Origin of the sequence: Bacillus sp. FJAT-29790 (assembly GCF_019039215.1) — a bacterium.
Lineage (GTDB): Bacteria > Bacillota > Bacilli > Bacillales > Cytobacillaceae > Cytobacillus.
In genome coordinates, this window is record NZ_JAHNZZ010000006.1 from 24,400 (window position 1) to 41,428 (window position 17,029).

Genomic DNA, 17,029 nt, shown 5'->3' on the forward strand with positions numbered 1-17,029 from the left:
TATAAATCTCTTACACCGTTAGGAAAGAATCATAAAAAATTGAACATTGAGATTATACTTTACCAATTCCGCCATTTACTGGTATAAAGGTCTGCGAATCCATGGAATTATAAAAATTAGGGGATAGGATGTGAATTTCGGCATTATTTTGTATAGTAATTTTCACTAATTTCAGTTGCTAGTATTGATTTTATTCTACAACTAGATAAGTGAAGAACGAGATTCTTGATAGAATTGAATATTTCATTTGGATTTCAAAGAAAACATATTTTACATGTATTAAGATCCAGATTATATGCCTATTTAATATCTATTAAAGCTTATTTCGGATTTTAATTTGACTACTACACAAACCTCGCATTACTTAATAGTATAAAAGCCTTCATTATCATCCACTTTTATCCATATTTAATTTTTATAATTTTTCATTTATAACAACAAAATTACTCTTATTAATTTATTCTAAATTTCCAATAGAAATAATTTCTATTCCATATTTTCTGATAGTATAACAATTTAGTGAGGTGGTGAACGGATCATTGTTAAAGAAAATATCATTATTATTTCTTTTTCTAAATGATTTTATTTTTAAGGAAGTGGCATACGCCAATTCAATATCAAGTGAGCAAGATAAAGCTCCTTCGATTATTGATTTTATAAGTTCGATTGTTTTTTGGGATGATATTCTCGTATTTTTGTTCTTTTTAGGTAATGCTTTCCCCGTGCTTCATTTACTCCATTGTTTACCTTGGTTTCGAGAAAAAAGCGAAGACGTTAATCGTAATGTAGAAATAGAAAAAGAAAAAGGGATTAGTATAATAGTCCCTTGTTACAATGAACAGGGGATTATTGGAACTTCGATTAGCAGTATGAAATCATTATCTTATTCACAGTTTGAGGTAATTTATATCAATGACGGATCAACGGATGAAACACTTTCTATATTGAATAAGTTTCTAAAATTAACACCATGTTCTAGATCTCCACTCAGAAAGCTGTCCCATAAAAAAGTAAAAAATGTTTATCAATCCAAGCTTTACCCTCATATATACGTTTTAGATAAAACGAACGGTGGAAAAGCTGATGCCTTAAATGCAGGCATTGAATATTCGAGTCAAGGTTTAGTTATCACATTAGATGCAGACACCATCTTGACGGATCAGGCCTTATCAATGATTAACAAAACTTTTGAAGATAAGGACGTCGTTGCTGCAGGCGGAGTAGTGCACGTTCTACAAACAAAAACATCTAAACCTTTGAGCTATTTGTCTTTACTTCATGCAAATATGCTAGTACGTCTCCAAACATTGGATTTTTTAAAAGCTTTCTATGTTACAAAATTATCTCTTGCACGTTTTCAAGCTTTAGCCGTCATATCAGGTGCATTTGGTATTTTTAAGAAGCAAGCACTTCTTAATGTAGGAGGTTATCGTTCAACTATAGGAGAAGACATTGACATAACACTACGCATCCATAGGTACGTCTCCAAACATAAAAATAAGAAGATTGCGCTAATTTCAGAAGCTGTTGCTTATACAGAATTACCTGAAAACTGGAAGGACTTTTTTAAACAACGCGTACGCTGGCAAAAGGCATTTATAGACTGTGTCATCCATTTCCGTTCGTTTTTTTGTAAAACTTTATTTACTAAAGCCGTCTCGTTTTTCTATATATTTGAATCTTTTATAGGTAGAACCATTACCGCTTATATTATGACAAGTTTATTTGTGATAAATAGTATCTTTAATCCATTTTCTTCTGGTATTTTACATACTATTACCAATTTGCTTTACATTATATTATTTCATTTTATGTATAATTTGGTGGCAATTGGAGTGGGTAAGTATTACGGATTTGGATTTCAAAAGAAAGATACATTTCGCTTATTCTTTACTATTCTCCTAGATATTTTTATTTATCGCTTTATTATTATGTACCTTGTAATGTATGGAAGTATTGCTTATTTCTTCAACAAGGACTGGAATAAAGTAAATCGAACAGGACGAGACTATCAAACTGATTCTAAATCTGTAGCATAGTCCAATAATTAAGAGAGTAACTTATAATCTATAATCCATTGGATTTATTAAAGTGAGGTATACAATGCGAAAAAAAATATTACTTATTATATTAACCACAATTGTTATTTTACTTTTAGGGGCAGGTAGCTACGCATATTATTTATGGTCTATGGTAACGTCAACTGTAGCAAGTATTCAAGTAAAATACGAATCTAAAGAACGACTAGAAAAGATTGACCTTAAAGAAGGGGATCCCATTTCGGTTTTACTAATGGGAATTGATGATCCCGAAGGTCGACAACTACACGGAAGGGCTGATGCATTAATCTTATTAACGATTAATCCCCATAGTCAATCCATGCACGTGGTAAGCATTCCTCGTGATTCATATACTAAGATAATTGGGAAAGGAACAAAAGATAAGATTAACCATTCTCATGCACTGGGTGGTTCTGGAATGGCCATACGTACTGTAGAAAAGTTCTTAGATATTCCTGTTGATTATTTTATAAAGGCTGATATGGAAAGTTTTGTAGATATTGTTGATGCAGTAGGAGGAGTGAAAGTAGATAATGATTTAGATTTTACTATTTATGGTGTTCATTATCCGATAGGCATGATCAATTTGAATGGTCAAGAGGCCCTGGGTTACTCCCGAATGAGAAAAGACGATCCACGGGGGGACTTTGGTCGACAACTTCGACAACGCCAAGTAATTAAAGCTGTGATTAATAAGGGATCCCACTTATCCTCTGTTACGAAATTTGATGATATTTTTAAAGTTGTTGAAAACAACGTGAAAACAAACTTGACTTTCAATGATATGTGGGAAATTCAATCCAATTATAAAGAGTCCCTTCAAAACATAGTACAGCACCAAATTGATGGAAAAGATTCGAAAATAAATAAATCCTACATATTTATACCAGACAAAGAAAAGCTCGATGAACTTTCCAATGAATTGAAAAAACACCTTGAGATTGACAAGCAATAACTTTCTATCTATTCAAAAGTATTAATAGGATGTATTCAGGATTTTCGAGATCCCGCGTCGAGTGGAATGCTAATATTTTGCTATTGAATATTATTGTAGGCTTCTCATTAGTTGTCCAAACTTTTGAGAAGCCTCTTTTTTTTGTTAGTCTTGAATTATTTTAAATGCCATCTTCATTATTAAATCATAATGTTAGGATATTTTACCAAAGGTTCATTTTATTTGAATATTTCAAAGTTATTACCACTAAACTCCGAATGTTAATTGATTTTTTTGAAAAAGTGTTCGTATTTTTTATTGACGGATTGGAACCTCTGATGTTACTATGGGTTAGTAAAAATTAAATATTATTCTCGTATAATATTGGGGATATGGCCCGAAAGTTTCTACCAAGCTACCATAAATAGCTTGACTACGAGGTTGTGTATATAAATATGGCGATAAATTTATTCTTTATTTCTATTATCTACCTTCCTAAAGTCAAGCACCGGTGTAACTCGGTGCTTTTTATTTTTTACACAAACGACAATTCAACATGATTAACAGAGGAGGATCATCTCAATGAATAGAAGTACAAAGAAAATAGTGATGACATTATTCATTGCTTTAATGACTGTTGTTATGGCAGCATGCGGAAATGACTCAGCTAATAAAAATGAAGCTAAGTCTAGAACAGGTGAAGAAGGATTAAAAATTGCCATTGTAACAAGCCCTTCAGGCGTGGATGATGGAAACTTTAATGAAGATAACTATAAAGGTATTTTGAGCTTTATTGAAAAGAATCCAACAGCAACAGTAAAGGCTGTTAGGGAAGAAACTGGTGATCCTGCTGCGGCTGTACAAGCTGTTGCTGATATTGTGGCAGATTATGATGTTATTATCACACCTGGGTTTCAATTTGCTGGAGTTTCTAGTATTGCTGTAGAAAATCCTGATAAAATATTTATTTTAAATGACTCTGAGCCCGCACCTGTAGGTGACCAAAAAGAATTCGATAATGTATATGCCATGAATTTCGCTGAACAAGAAAGTGGCTTTTTTGCAGGAATGGCTGCAGCACTTGAAACAAAATCAAATAAAGTAGCGGTTGTAAATGGAATCGCTTATCCTTCAAATGTAAACTACCAATTTGGCTTTGAATCTGGTGTAAATTATGTAAATGCAGTATATGGAAAAGATGTTGAAACTGTTGAATTATCAGGTTATGCAGGAACGGATGTAACGGGTGCTGATGTTGGTGGGAACTATGCAGGATCTTTTGCAGATGAGGCAACTGGTAAAGTGATCGGAAATGCGTTAATTAAAAAAGGTGTAGATATCGTCTTTGTTGCAGCAGGTGGTACTGGTAATGGGGTATTCACAGCAGTTAAGGAAGCTAAAGGCGATGTAAAAGTAATTGGTGTGGATGTTGACCAATATGATGAGGGTGTAAATGGTTCTGAAAATATCGTATTAACATCTGGAGTAAAATTCATGAGTATGAATATTGAAAAGGTATTAAATTCTGTTGTTGATGGAAGCTTTAAAGGCGGAAATGTCGTTCTTCAAGCAGATACAGATTCAACCGGTTTTATTAAAGAAGAAGGGCGTCATCAATTATCTCAAGATACACTTAGTAAAATGAATGAAGCTTACGAGTTAGTTAAAAACGGTACAATCGTACCTGCATCTAACTTTAATGGCCATACTCCAGATAAGTTTCCAGGGTTAAAATAAATAGATACAGAATAATGAAATGAACAAATAGAAGTTTATCATTTTCCCCTATATAAGAATCACTAGGGAATGATGAACTTCTTTTAAATTACTTTTCCTATATAAAGGAGACGAAAGATGTCTGATTATATTGTAGAAATGAAACATATAACCAAACGATTTCCTGGAATAGTGGCGAATAATGATGTATCCATTGGTATTAAAAAAGGAGAAATTTTCGCTTTACTTGGAGAAAATGGTGCAGGTAAATCAACTTTGATGAGTATTCTTGGTGGTATGTATGAACCGGATGAGGGAGAAATTTATATTCGGGGAGATAAAGTGCAAATTAGCTCACCTAACCATGCGGCAAAGCTTAACATTGGAATGGTCCATCAGCATTTTAAATTAGTTTCTGATTATACGATTTCAGAGAATATTACCTTAGGAGTTGAGCCAATCAAAAAATTTGCAGGTCTCTTTCCATACGTGGATATTCGAAGTGCGAATCGTAAAATTGAAGAGTTATCTAAAAACTTCGGCTTAGAAGTGGATCCTACGAAAAAAATAGCTGATCTTACTGTTTCGATGCAGCAACGTGTGGAAATTTTAAAGGTGCTTTATCGTGAAGCAGAAATCCTTATTTTTGACGAACCAACTGCAGTCTTAACGCCACAAGAAATTGAATTCTTGCTCGATATTATTGAAGGTCTACGAAACGGTGGAAAAACAATCATATTAATTACACATAAGCTAGAAGAAATTAAGAAAGTGGCCGATCGATGTGCTGTATTGAACAAAGGTAAATTAGTTGATGTGTTAGATGTAAAGAAAACACCGGTTAATCTTATGGCTCAATTAATGGTAGGTAGAGAGGTAAGTTTTGAATCTGAAAAAGTACCTGCTCAGTTTAAAGAGGAAGTATTGAAGGTAGAACATCTAACAGTTAAAAATGAAGATGGATTTGAAGTAGTTAAAGATGTTTCCTTTACCATACACAGTGGCGAAATATTTGCTATTGCTGGAGTCGCAGATAATGGTCAAGTTGAAATAGCGGATGCCATTGCTGGTTTAACAAAGGTTAGTGGTGGAAAAATCCTCCTTGAGGGTAAGGACATTACGAGTGAAAGTATAAGAAACAGAACAGAAACTGGAATATCTTATATACCAGAAGATAGACAAAGCTTTGGACTAGTTTTGGATTTTGATTTATCTACTAATTTAGCATTAAAGCAGTACTATAGGGAGCCCTTTTCTAGTAAGGGAATCTTAAATAAAGAGGAATTTGAGCAATTTGGCAGTAACATGATTGATAAATATGATATTAGAAGTGGACAAGGTATTAAGACGCAAGTTCGTTCGATGAGTGGCGGTAATCAGCAAAAAGCAATTATTGCTCGCGAAATCGAATTACAATCGCCGCTTATGATTTTCGTTCAGCCAACACGGGGAGTTGATATTGGTGCGATTGAAAATATTCATAAAATGATGATTCAAGAACGAGATAAAGGAAAAGCGATCTTACTTATTTCATTAGAGTTAGATGAAATTATGAATGTAGCGGATACCATTGGAGTTATATATAATGGCCAACTTCAAAAAATTGCTAGTAGTGAATCATTAACGACGAATGAAGTCGGCGAATATATGATGGGGGCAAAGCATGAGTAAAGATAAAAAGAAAAATATCTTAAGTTATAGTCTTATTCGACCAATAAGTAATGAGAAATGGCAACCTATCTCCATTCCAATAGTATCTATTTTAATAAGTTTTATTGCTGCGGCTGTTGTTATACTATTAATTGGGAAAAATCCATTACAGGCATTTTATAACTTATTCCAAGGGGCAGGAATCTTACCTAAGCCTACTTATGCTGGCTATAAGAGCATGTTGACTGATTTTTTGATTTTGCTAAATGCCATGACCCCATTAGTGTTTGCCAGCCTGGCAGTTGCTGTTGCTTTTAAAGCGGGTCTATTTAATATTGGGGTTTCCGGTCAGATGCTTGTCTCTGGTTTTTTAGCGACGATTATAGTTGGTTATAGTGGTTTAGATGCCATAATCGCAAAGCCGCTTGTGCTGTTAGTCGGAATGGTCGCTGGAGGGTTAATAGGAGGATTAGTAGGATGGCTAAAATATAAATTTAACATTAATGAAGTTGTAACTACGATTATGTTAAATTATATTGCTCAATATGTCATAAGCTTTTTTATTCAAATGTATTATATTGATCCTGTTTCAAGACAATCCAAATATATTTCAGAAGCAGCAAGATTAACTTTAGTAAATGTTGAAATAGCCAATTTGAAAATGGATATTCCATTGGGCTTTATTTTAGCCATCATTACCGCTATTTTAGTAAAGTTTGTCATGGACAAAACAGTAGTGGGTTTTGAGTTAAAAGCGGTAGGTTCCAACCGTAATGCAGCAAAATATGCAGGAATTAATGTCGGAAGAAACACAGTCTTAGCCATGGTTATTTCAGGAGGTTTGGCTGGTCTTGCAGGTGTCACTTATTATTTAGGTTATTTTTCTTCCATACAACCAAAAGTATTATCAAGTATCGGTTTTGACTCCATTGCTGTATCACTATTAGGAAACTCTCATCCAATTGGTGTTATTTTTTCATCATTTTTAGTATCTATTATTGATCAAGGAAGCACGTATATGAGTTCACAGGCTGGAATTAGACAAGAAATTTCTTCTGTTATCATTGGGTTAATCCTATTGTTTAGTGCATGTGGTGAATACTTGAAATATAAAGTCAGCCGCCTGAAGGAAAAAGAAGTGGAACGAAAGGAGCGTGAATCATAATGGATACAATAATTATTGATGGATTATCCTTTGCTCTGCCTCTTTTTATTATAGCAATAGGCGGAATATACAGTGAAAAGAGTGGTATTACTAATTTAGCACTTGAAGGTTTTCAAGGTTTTGGTGCATTCATCGGAGCGCTGTCAGCTGTTTTAATCGCAAATACTTCTGGCATAGATGTTCAAAATCTATTCTACGTGGCGTTAATATTTTCGATGATTGGCGGGATGATGTTTTCCATTATTCATGCTGTACTATGTATTAAATTTAAGGCAAATCAAGTTATCAGTGGTGTCGTGATTAATATTTTGGCGTTAGCACTAACGACTTTCTTAACGACACAAATAAATGCACTTGTATTTGGAACGGCTTCGGACAAGTTTCGATTAGGTGTATCGGATCGGTTTACGATTGAAGGTTTAGCCAATATACCAGTGATTGGTGCAGTCTTTACGAATGTGTATCCGTTCGAAGTGATTATTATAGTGATTGCCCTTTTTGCTTGGTATCTTTTATATAAAACAAAATTTGGCATGCGCTTAAGAGCGAGCGGGGAAAATCCTCATTCGGTTGATGCAGCAGGTGTAAATGTATTGAAAATTAGGTTTTCTGCGGTTTTAATATCGGGGCTATTATCAGGTCTAGGTGGCATGTGTTTTGCCTATTCCATTTCAGCGAACTTTTCTTCAAATATTTATATGGGATATGGATTCTTAGCTATTGCTGCATTGATTTTTGGTAATTGGAGGATTCTCCCTACTTTAGCCGCTTGTCTTTTATTTGGTTTTGCAAAATCTGGAGGAGCGTTTATTGCTCAGTCAATGGCATTACCAAGTAGTTTCACTGATTTATTCATGATTTTACCGTATGTAATTACTTTATTGTTATTAATCTTTTTCTCAAAATCAAATCGCGCTCCGAGAGCATTAGGTGAAATTTATGACAAAGGAAAGAGATAAATAATTTTTCTAAGTAGTTCCCACCGTATAAAATGTTAACATTTTGCTAACGCAATCTCATGAACAACGGTAAAATATCGTTAAAGATGTTACATCTCAGATTCCGAAAAACCTTGATATACCGCACTTTCTGCACTTATCGTTAAAGATATTACAAATTCTCACCTTAGGGGCGGCATGATGTAAGCGCCGAACCGCGTAATATAAGGCGTTCTTGAGTTGATAAAAGGAAAATGCTCATACATGAGATTAATAACGTCATTTTTCAAATGAAAACCCCAATTATTAGAGAAGGTCTTTCATCGGTTTACTAAACTGGTGGGAGGCCTTTTCTTTCATGTTTGCCGTGATATGAGTATTTATGGTTTCATGGTTGTGATAATGGCTGTCGGAATCAGCCTCTTCTTCCAAAAATTTTAATCTATTCTACTTTTACTTGTTACTTTGGGGATTGAATATTTTCTATAGGTTCAATATTAACAGCCCATTCAATAGAATTCCTCAAGAAGGGTGCTGATCGGCTCTTTTTTTGTTTCGTATCGCTGGGCGATATAACTTGCAAACAAATCTAAAAACCTTCATATTTAATAGAAAAGGAGGTACGATATGCGACGTGATATACAATCGAATGAACGAGCTTTCTCTTCCAAGGAAGTTGCAGAAGAAGTAGGGATTGCAACTCCCACTGTTCGAAAGTATGGCCAAATCTTAGAGCGGAATGGATATGAGTTTTTAAAAGATGGCGATCGACGTATCTTTGTTCAATCTGATATCGGAGCGCTTATAGCGTTACGTGATACGGACAAGTCCTTAGACGATACAGCAAAAGACCTTGTGAATCAACAAAAAGAAAGATTAGAAGGATCCAATGAAAATGAGATTGCGATAATCGATACATATAGAAATATACCTCATGACCCCAATCAATTAAAAGAGGTCTTAATGTTTCTAGTCAATGAACTCGCAGCCACTCGTGAAATGAATGTCCAACTGACAAACGATATGTCAGAGCTTAAAACAAAGGTTTCCCGACTCCAGCAAGATCATCATGTTATAAGTTCTAGTATTGGAAATTCAGCGCAAAAAACTAATGCTAAAATTGAAAAATTAACTGAACTACAAAATATCCATTACGAAACATTGCTACAACAAGAAAAACAAAAAAGTGAACTCTTACAAAAAGAAATACAAAATATGCGGGACGAACAGAAAAAAGAATGGAGTTCACAAAATGATTTTAATAAACGTTTAGAAGAAGCGATACAAAAACCTAAAGAAAAATGGGGAGGGCTTTTCTCCATATTCCGAAAATAAGGTGTCTGTTTAAGGTTTTTTATGCTTAGCTGTGTAAAGATTTGTGGAAGGGGATTTTTGATGAAGAAAATTTAAGCGATATGCATCTAAACAATATACACAACTTGAAGCAAGAAAAAAAGACTGATTGAATAAAATGGGAGTTGAGGCGGTTAAGTACCTCAATAAAAACATGAGTCATCCCTAATAGAGTTCCTCAAGAAAGGGTTGATCGGCTCTTTTTTTTTGTTTCGTATCGCTGGGCGCTATACCTTGCAATTAAATCCCCAGAACCCTCATCTTTATGAAAAGGAAGTCTGATATGCGACATGATATACATCTGATGAACGGCATTCTCTTCCAAGGAAGTGGGAATGCAACACCCACTGTTCAAAAGTATGGTCACATTTTAGAGTGAAATGGATATAAGTACTTATAAGAGAGTAATCCGTGTATCTTTGATCAATTCGACATCGTAGTGCTTATAGTGTTACCCGATACTGACAAGTCGCTGGCAATACAGCTACAGACCTTGTGAATCAACAAAAAGAAAGATTAGAATTAACCAATGAACTCGTGCCACGTGTGAAGTGATATCCAACGGATAAACGATATGTGTCAGTTAAAAACAAAGGTTTCCTGGCTCCAACAGTTCATCATGTCCTTAATAGTGTTCCTCGAGAAGGGGGCTGGAAAGCTCTTTTTTTGATTCGTATCGCTGGGCGCTATACCTTGCAATTAAATCCCCAGAACCTTCATCTTTAAGAAAAGGAAGTCTGATATGCGACATGATATACATCTAATGAACAAGCATTCTTTTCCAAGGAAGTGGGAATGCAACACCCACTGTTCAAGAGTATGGCCACATTTTAGAGTGAAAAGAATATAGGTTCTTAAAAAAGGGCAATCCGTGAATCTTTGTTCAATCAGATATCGTACCGCTCATAGCGTTACCTGATACATTTGAAATTCACTTCTCTACCCCAATAAATTAAAAGAAAACACTATTTTTCAAATTTCAACAAATTCCCGGGAAATATCTACAAATTATGAGTAGATATCGACAAAAATTAGCAGCATTTGAATAACCATTTGTTTTGCTAATAAGAAAGTAGACATACTATATATAGAATTAAAATTCTTAATGCTTATAATTTTGCTCATAGCTTTAGTATCTTCTGTTTTGAAATATATTAAGTAAAAGATGAAAACACTATAATATCAATATCTTTATTAAATCTGTTTTCATATATTATATGCCTTGATAAATGGGCGGCATAATGTAAGCCAACAGGAAGTTGTTCACTAGGACGTGGCGTTTTTAGTCCGAGCTCCACTTGAAAGCGTTTACTTTACAAGAAAACTGAAATGCTAACATTTTGCTGACATAAAGGATTTAAGTGAAGTTTCTCATGAGTTTAAAACTTATGGGAAGCTTTTTTCTTATTTCTTTCGTACAAGTGGGTCAAGATGCTGAAAATAAGGTTAGTGTAGCAGTATAAAGATATTCACTTTGCTGGCTGATAAATATAAGAGTGCTTCTCATAGGTTGATCTAACTGGTGGGAAGCCTCTTTTTTTGTTTCTTGTGTTACAATGAAAATATAATTTTTGTATTGGAACGAAAACTAAGAGTTGATCTTTAAGCGTCTTAATCATTAATGAGAACGAGGGGCGGAAAAAATGTACACTGTTCTTGCATATTTTGTTTCCCTTTTTGCCATTGTGATATCAGTATTTATTACACTTTTTATCAAGTATGAACTAGAGCGAATGTTTCGCGAAGAAAAAGATGTGCTCGCTTTTCATATATGTAATGTGATTATTATCTTAATGGTTTCTTTTGTAGTTCATTATGTGATGTCGATTTATATCATTGGGAATGAAGTTAATTGGCTACTACAATTAGTAATCCTTATGTTCATTATCTTACCCATTTATATATTAGGTCACTTTGCATTTGAAAAATATAAATCAGTTTATCGAAAATATACAACCGACGAGAAGGGGAAAGTTATTATACTTAACGAAAAGTACTTAAAAAAGAAAAAGCTGCCTTCAATACTTACAGATTATAATGCTGTCTCCAAGGAAACTAAATCAAAGAAATATAAAAAATATTGGTTGTAATCATCAAGTAGAATTGGTTCTTATGATGAATTTAAGTCGGGTGCCAAGTACAAACGCAATTCAGAATTCAAGGAGTACCTGGTACCCGTTATCTAATGCTTGGTTTAGGACTGTGTTGATAAGTGGCTTCACCAAAATACATGCTCCAATGAAATCTTAAAATGGGAAACAAAAATATGAGGTGAAATTAAGGCTGATTTTGGGAGGGAATTTCGGGGGAAAAAAGGGATACAAGGTATTGTGTTCATTTCTTGGTGTACCTCCTAAAATTGATATATCAATTTTAGGAGGTGCCCGTGTTCATATGCGTTGTTTGATTGGGTGCTTACTTAAAAGAGAACCGCTTTAACGGTAAATTTAAAGAGGATAGCAGAAATACTATCCTCAAAAAAGGTTATTATCTTATTCTCAATTTTCCAATTGAAATGAAAAATCTAATATTCTCGCCATAAAAACAGCAAACTGTTCTCTTGTGACCACTTTATCTGGAGCGAATTCTTTTGGATTGACCCCCGTAGTAATGTCATTAAATAATAAAGCTTGTACATAACGATGAGCCCAATGGGACGAAGGAACATCAGTGAAGTTCTTATTTGTCACCCCAGTAAGATTGTAGGCCCGGGTCAGAATGGATGCCATTTCGGATCTTGTAACTTTCTTGTACGGTTCAAATTTAGAGCTTTTAATGATGTCGGTAAAAATACCTTCATCCACTAGTGTGTTTATGAGCGCTAGATGCTCTTCGGGAATGTCTTGCAACCTACTATTAGGACGGTTTTTCGTATTATACTGCTTCTCTCTTTGAATCATTAAAGCAACCTGCAATCTCGTTAATTAGTCGTTTGGTCTAAAATACCCATCTGGATATCCTTGAATAACTCCCTTATCAGCCAAATAAGAAATCTCCTTTATCGACCAATGAGAATCATTAATATCTTTGGAATGAACATTTGACCATTTGACATAGATTGGGAAATTACTATGTTGATAAGTTCCATCCCCTAGTTGACCACTTAAAGATTGCAGGCTCAGCTCCAACCCTACGATACCCCTTGAGAGTCCCTATTGTTGATTGGGTTAAAGCTGGTCTTGATTAGGAATCGTATGCTGAGATTGATTCAGAACTTCCTATTCGTATAAGTGGATTAGATGTTAAGAGGTGAATTAGAAGACCATGATTTTAATAGAATCCTAGTTGAGTACGTAAGTATGAAAGAAGGATTCGACGTGGCGGAACAACTACATAAACTTGTCAAAGGCAGCTCTGCTCTTTCCTGTATTGTCTTTAAGTTTTAGCTCAGCAAAGTAGAGTATTAATTTATTGATCTCATGAAGACGGATTCGAATCGTTCCGGACTTTACACTTTTGCTTCAATGTAAATAGGAAGTCACTCTTTTGCGAAATCACTAAACGAGTGATCTGCCTTTTCCAAATATGTTCCTCGGTTTAACTCATGAATGAAAATGGGCAGCAGCTGTTTCAGCTTCCTGCTTTGTTTTAAAACCTCACTTACCTTTTGCATTCTGTTTCCGGTTACAGGATCCAGTCCAATATCAACGATAAAAGCCCACTTGGAACCACAGTGCATTTTTTCCTTTTGCACGTACAACCTCTTCTGTAAAAAATGTCCTTTCATTTCACCGAATGACCTCGCATTCCTTTGGGTATTGGTGTTATAGCAATTACTTCACAATTTCTGTCATATTGACCCAGTTGAACTTAGTATTTCAATGTTAGTGGTCCAATTGCATCGTTCAATAAGCCCTTGACCATGATATTTCACCGCAATCTGTCCAATAGAAGGATTAAGTCCGTATAATTGTGTAAAAAAGATGAGTCATTTTATTCACTCTTGGCAACACTNTTGAAAGATGTTCACTTTAAAGATGGAGTATTTAAGACTCATGATGGGACAGAGGTACAAATGAAAATCGAAGACGGCACACCACTGTACTCCACAGACGGCGGCGAAACTTGGAGTGAAACCCGCCCGGAAGGTTTGCAGGAATTTCCGGAAAAAGGTAGAAAATTTCTAATGAAGCATGGGGAAGCGTTATCGGATGGAAATGGTGTCTTAGTGAAGGTAGAAGATGGAGTAAAATATTTCTCAACAGATGGCGGGGAAGCTTGGAGCAATATGAATCCAACGGTTGATGCATAAAAAAAGAACCAAAATTTTATTGAGCATAGGGGGCTGTTATTGGCTCCCTTTCCTTTATTTTTCTTCATTTAGCAGAAGACGATTTTTAGGTTTCAATCCAAAGAGTCGCAAAATTGATAAAAAGAAAAGAAGGCATGCAAGCAAATGAGAATATTAATGGTGGAAGATGAAAAATATATGGCGGAAGCAATCGCTCAAGTGTTGAAAAAAAATCATTATAGCGTTGATGTGGTGTATGACGGAGAAGAGGGGCTCGACTGTGGACTTACGGGAATTTATGATATTATCATTCTAGATATTATGCTTCCTAAAATGGATGGGATTAGTGTTTTAAAAGAATTACGTAAAAATAAAATCGAAACGCCGATTATCTTGTTAACGGCAAGAGGCGAAACGGAAGATAAAGTGCAGGGACTAGATAGTGGTGCGGATGATTATGTAGCTAAACCTTTTCCGACGGAAGAATTATTAGCTCGTTTACGGGCATTGGGCCGCAGGAAATTGAAACTCGTCAATGACGGAATTTTGCAATATGGAGACATTACATTCAATCCCCACACGCTAAGCCTTGAATGTAATAATAAGGAACTCAAATTAACATTAAAGGAAAGTCAACTTCTAGAATTGTTGCTCATTAGAAAAGAGAATATTAGCTCAAAAGATCGAATCATTGAAAAAATTTGGGGCTATGATACAGAAGCAGAAGCGAATCATGTAGAAGTGTATATTTCGTTTCTACGAAAAAAATTGAATTATTTACATTCAAACGTCATGATTCAAACGAAACGAGGTGTTGGCTATGTGTTAAAAATGGCGAAGGATGTGAAATGAGATGTTTACAACATTACGAAATCGGTTTCTTCTGTTAAATATGTCCATGATTTCGTTGTTAATGATCGCTGCTTTTACATTTATTTACGTATCTACATACAACAAAATTCAAATCGAAAATGAATCGAAACTGCAATCTATTTCTTCAAGACCTGGTGGTGTATCTTTAAGTTTACCCGATCCTAAAGGACATCATACAATCCGACAGGAAAAACTTATTATGGGAATTCCAGCAGAATATTCCCTGTCTTTTACTATACTTGTGAATCCACTAGGGAACGTTTTAAGAATCGTTTCTTATATTGATATGACAGAAGACACGTATATAAAGGCTGCTGAACTTGCTTGGCAAAATAAAAAAAATCATGCGGTCATTAAGCTAGAGGGCAAGCAATGGCTTTATAAAATTACACCGTTAACGGGTTCTTTTATTATTCGTGAAAATGGCCAAAAAACGATTATTAATACACCGGGAACGAATTATCAAATGGCTTTTTTAGATGTAACCGATTCAGCTAAAACGCTTTCGGAATTATTGATGACTTTTTTAGTTGTTGGGATCGGTATGCTTTTTATTATTTTCGCCATATGCCTTTATTTTGCCAATCGGGCAATCAAACCAATTGCAGAAGCTTGGGATAAACAAAAACAATTTATAGCTGATGCATCCCACGAATTTAAAACTCCGCTTGCGATTATTAATGCGAATGCAGATGTACTAATAGAACATCAAGAGGATAAGATTAAACATCAACGAAAATGGTTGAAGTATATTAAAATTGAAACCGATCGAATGGGAAAGCTGGTCAATCATCTTTTAGAATTAGCAAAAACGGAGGATACCAGTTTAAAAATTGAAGCAACTCCTTTTAATATGAGTGATGTCGTTAACGATGTCATCGTCATGATGGAAGCGGTGGCATTTGAAAAAGGAATTACGCTCGCCCATTCCGTTGAATCGAATATGATATACAAAGGCGATTCGGAAAAATGGAAACAAGTAATAATGATCTTACTTGATAATGCAATTAAGTATACGGATGAACAACATCATATTGATATCGTTTTAAAAAAATCGAAAAATCGAACCCTGTTTTCCATACGAAATAGCGGCAAAGGAATACCAAAAGAAATGTTGGCCAAAGTATTTGATCGTTTTTATCGGTCTGACCCTGCGAGGACTCAGGATTCCGGAGGCTATGGTCTAGGATTGCCCATTGCAAAAGCCATTGTTGAAAGAATGGGCGGCAAAATTTACGCGGAAAGCATTGAACATGAAAGTACTACGTTTACGATCATTTTCTAATAAGTAAAAAGAAATCAATTGATAGGGTTACCAAATAAAAGGGAGCTCCTCATTAGTCTTAGACTTTTGAGAAGCTTCTTTTTTCCTTGGGCTGTTTTCGTAAAGTTTGTTGCTTTAATAATGCGATTTTTATTTAATAATCTGAGTTGATTGGAGCGGAGGGCACTTGACTCCTGCGGGAATAGAGGAAACGGGAGACCCCACAGGCGGTAACGCCGAGGAGGCTCCCGTCCCTCCACGCGGAAAGCAAGTGCCCGTAGCGGAAATCAACGGATAAACTTTGTAGGTTAAAACAACAATATACGCGAAAACAGCCTTTCCTTTTAATAAAATGTTGTTTGATTACTTTTATATATAAAAATTCACCTTTTTAATATCGAAATTAAAATATTTAACTTTATATGTTTACAATTTTAAAATTATTAATTATGATATAAATAACATAAATAAGGGGGAGGGCTATGATTTACCCGGTAATTACAACTTGTCCGGTGTGCAGCGATACATTGAAAATTACAAAATTGCAATGCACACATTGTCATACAACGATTGAAAACGAATTTGAACTATCGAAACTTGCTTCTCTCACTAAAGAGCAGCACTACTTCATAGAAATATTCCTTAAAAGCCGCGGAAATATAAAGGAAGTGGAAAAAGAGTTAGGCATTTCTTATCCAACTGTACGCGGAAAATTAAATGACATCATCGCTGCTCTAGGGTATACAGAAAAGAAGAACGAAACAGAAGAGAGAAAAGTCATCTCCATGCTTGAAAAGGGTGAAATTACTCCGGAGGAAGCAATAAAAATCTTAAAGGATGAGTAA

15 protein-coding genes and 1 riboswitch are annotated in these 17,029 nt (G+C 35.0%); of the genes, 12 read left to right on the forward strand and 3 right to left on the reverse strand.

Annotated features, from left to right (window positions below):
* Positions 1-539: 539 nt before the first annotated feature.
* The 8 genes from BGM26_RS20550 (at position 540) to BGM26_RS20585 (ending at position 11,906) form a co-directional block, all read left to right on the forward strand.
* Positions 540-2,039 carry a glycosyltransferase family 2 protein gene (locus tag BGM26_RS20550; protein WP_217042153.1) on the forward strand — a complete coding sequence of 500 codons (1,500 nt, stop codon included), beginning with the start codon at positions 540-542 and terminating at the stop codon, positions 2,037-2,039.
* A gap of 64 nt (positions 2,040-2,103) precedes the next feature.
* Positions 2,104-3,015 carry an LCP family glycopolymer transferase gene (locus tag BGM26_RS20555; RefSeq protein WP_254119832.1) on the forward strand — a complete coding sequence of 304 codons (912 nt, stop codon included), beginning with the start codon at positions 2,104-2,106 and terminating at the stop codon, positions 3,013-3,015.
* 333 nt (positions 3,016-3,348) lie between these two features.
* A riboswitch (purine riboswitch) is annotated at positions 3,349-3,450 on the forward strand.
* Between the two features lie 126 nt (positions 3,451-3,576).
* Entirely contained in the window at positions 3,577-4,731 is a 1,155-nt protein-coding gene (locus BGM26_RS20560; RefSeq protein ID WP_217042155.1) for a BMP family lipoprotein, read from the forward strand.
* A gap of 117 nt (positions 4,732-4,848) precedes the next feature.
* Positions 4,849-6,381, forward strand: coding sequence for an ABC transporter ATP-binding protein (locus BGM26_RS20565; RefSeq protein WP_217042156.1), 1,533 nt, complete (start codon positions 4,849-4,851; stop codon positions 6,379-6,381).
* Complete coding sequence (locus tag BGM26_RS20570) at positions 6,374-7,525, forward strand: ABC transporter permease (RefSeq protein ID WP_217042157.1); 1,152 nt, start codon at positions 6,374-6,376, stop codon at positions 7,523-7,525. Before BGM26_RS20565 ends, BGM26_RS20570 begins: the two co-directional genes overlap by 8 nt.
* Positions 7,525-8,484 carry an ABC transporter permease gene (locus tag BGM26_RS20575; RefSeq protein ID WP_217042158.1) on the forward strand — a complete coding sequence of 320 codons (960 nt, stop codon included), beginning with the start codon at positions 7,525-7,527 and terminating at the stop codon, positions 8,482-8,484. The genes BGM26_RS20570 and BGM26_RS20575 overlap by 1 nt, the downstream gene beginning before the upstream one ends.
* 606 nt (positions 8,485-9,090) lie before the next feature.
* A complete protein-coding gene (locus BGM26_RS20580) occupies positions 9,091-9,798 on the forward strand; it encodes a hypothetical protein (RefSeq protein WP_217042159.1) in 708 nt (235 codons plus the stop codon).
* Positions 9,799-11,459: 1,661 nt separating this feature from the next.
* A complete protein-coding gene (locus tag BGM26_RS20585; protein WP_217042160.1) occupies positions 11,460-11,906 on the forward strand; it encodes a hypothetical protein in 447 nt (148 codons plus the stop codon).
* A 408-nt stretch (positions 11,907-12,314) separates the two neighbouring features.
* Here the strand turns inward: BGM26_RS20585 and BGM26_RS20590 are convergent, their stop codons facing one another.
* Positions 12,315-12,716 (reverse strand): S-layer homology domain-containing protein, encoded by a 402-nt coding sequence (locus BGM26_RS20590; RefSeq protein ID WP_217042161.1) that lies wholly within the window; start codon positions 12,714-12,716, stop codon positions 12,315-12,317.
* A 24-nt stretch (positions 12,717-12,740) separates the two neighbouring features.
* Positions 12,741-12,944: an S-layer homology domain-containing protein gene (locus tag BGM26_RS20595; protein ID WP_217042162.1), complete on the reverse strand. Its 204-nt coding sequence runs from the start codon at positions 12,942-12,944 to the stop codon at positions 12,741-12,743.
* Positions 12,945-13,055: 111 nt separating this feature from the next.
* Here BGM26_RS20595 and BGM26_RS20600 point away from each other — a divergent pair, with 111 nt between their 5' ends.
* Entirely contained in the window at positions 13,056-13,202 is a 147-nt protein-coding gene (locus tag BGM26_RS20600; protein WP_217042163.1) for a hypothetical protein, read from the forward strand.
* 92 nt (positions 13,203-13,294) lie between these two features.
* Here BGM26_RS20600 and BGM26_RS20605 read toward each other — a convergent pair whose 3' ends face one another.
* A complete protein-coding gene (locus BGM26_RS20605) occupies positions 13,295-13,510 on the reverse strand; it encodes a hypothetical protein (protein ID WP_217042164.1) in 216 nt (71 codons plus the stop codon).
* Positions 13,511-14,212: 702 nt separating this feature from the next.
* Here BGM26_RS20605 and BGM26_RS20610 point away from each other — a divergent pair.
* The 3 genes from BGM26_RS20610 to BGM26_RS20620 all read left to right on the forward strand — a co-directional run bounded on the left by BGM26_RS20610 (position 14,213) and on the right by BGM26_RS20620 (position 17,029).
* Complete coding sequence (locus tag BGM26_RS20610; protein WP_217042165.1) at positions 14,213-14,899, forward strand: response regulator transcription factor; 687 nt, start codon at positions 14,213-14,215, stop codon at positions 14,897-14,899.
* A gap of 1 nt (position 14,900) precedes the next feature.
* Positions 14,901-16,205 (forward strand): sensor histidine kinase, encoded by a 1,305-nt coding sequence (locus BGM26_RS20615; protein WP_217042166.1) that lies wholly within the window; start codon positions 14,901-14,903, stop codon positions 16,203-16,205.
* A gap of 461 nt (positions 16,206-16,666) precedes the next feature.
* A complete protein-coding gene (locus BGM26_RS20620) occupies positions 16,667-17,029 on the forward strand; it encodes a DUF2089 domain-containing protein (RefSeq protein ID WP_217042167.1) in 363 nt (120 codons plus the stop codon).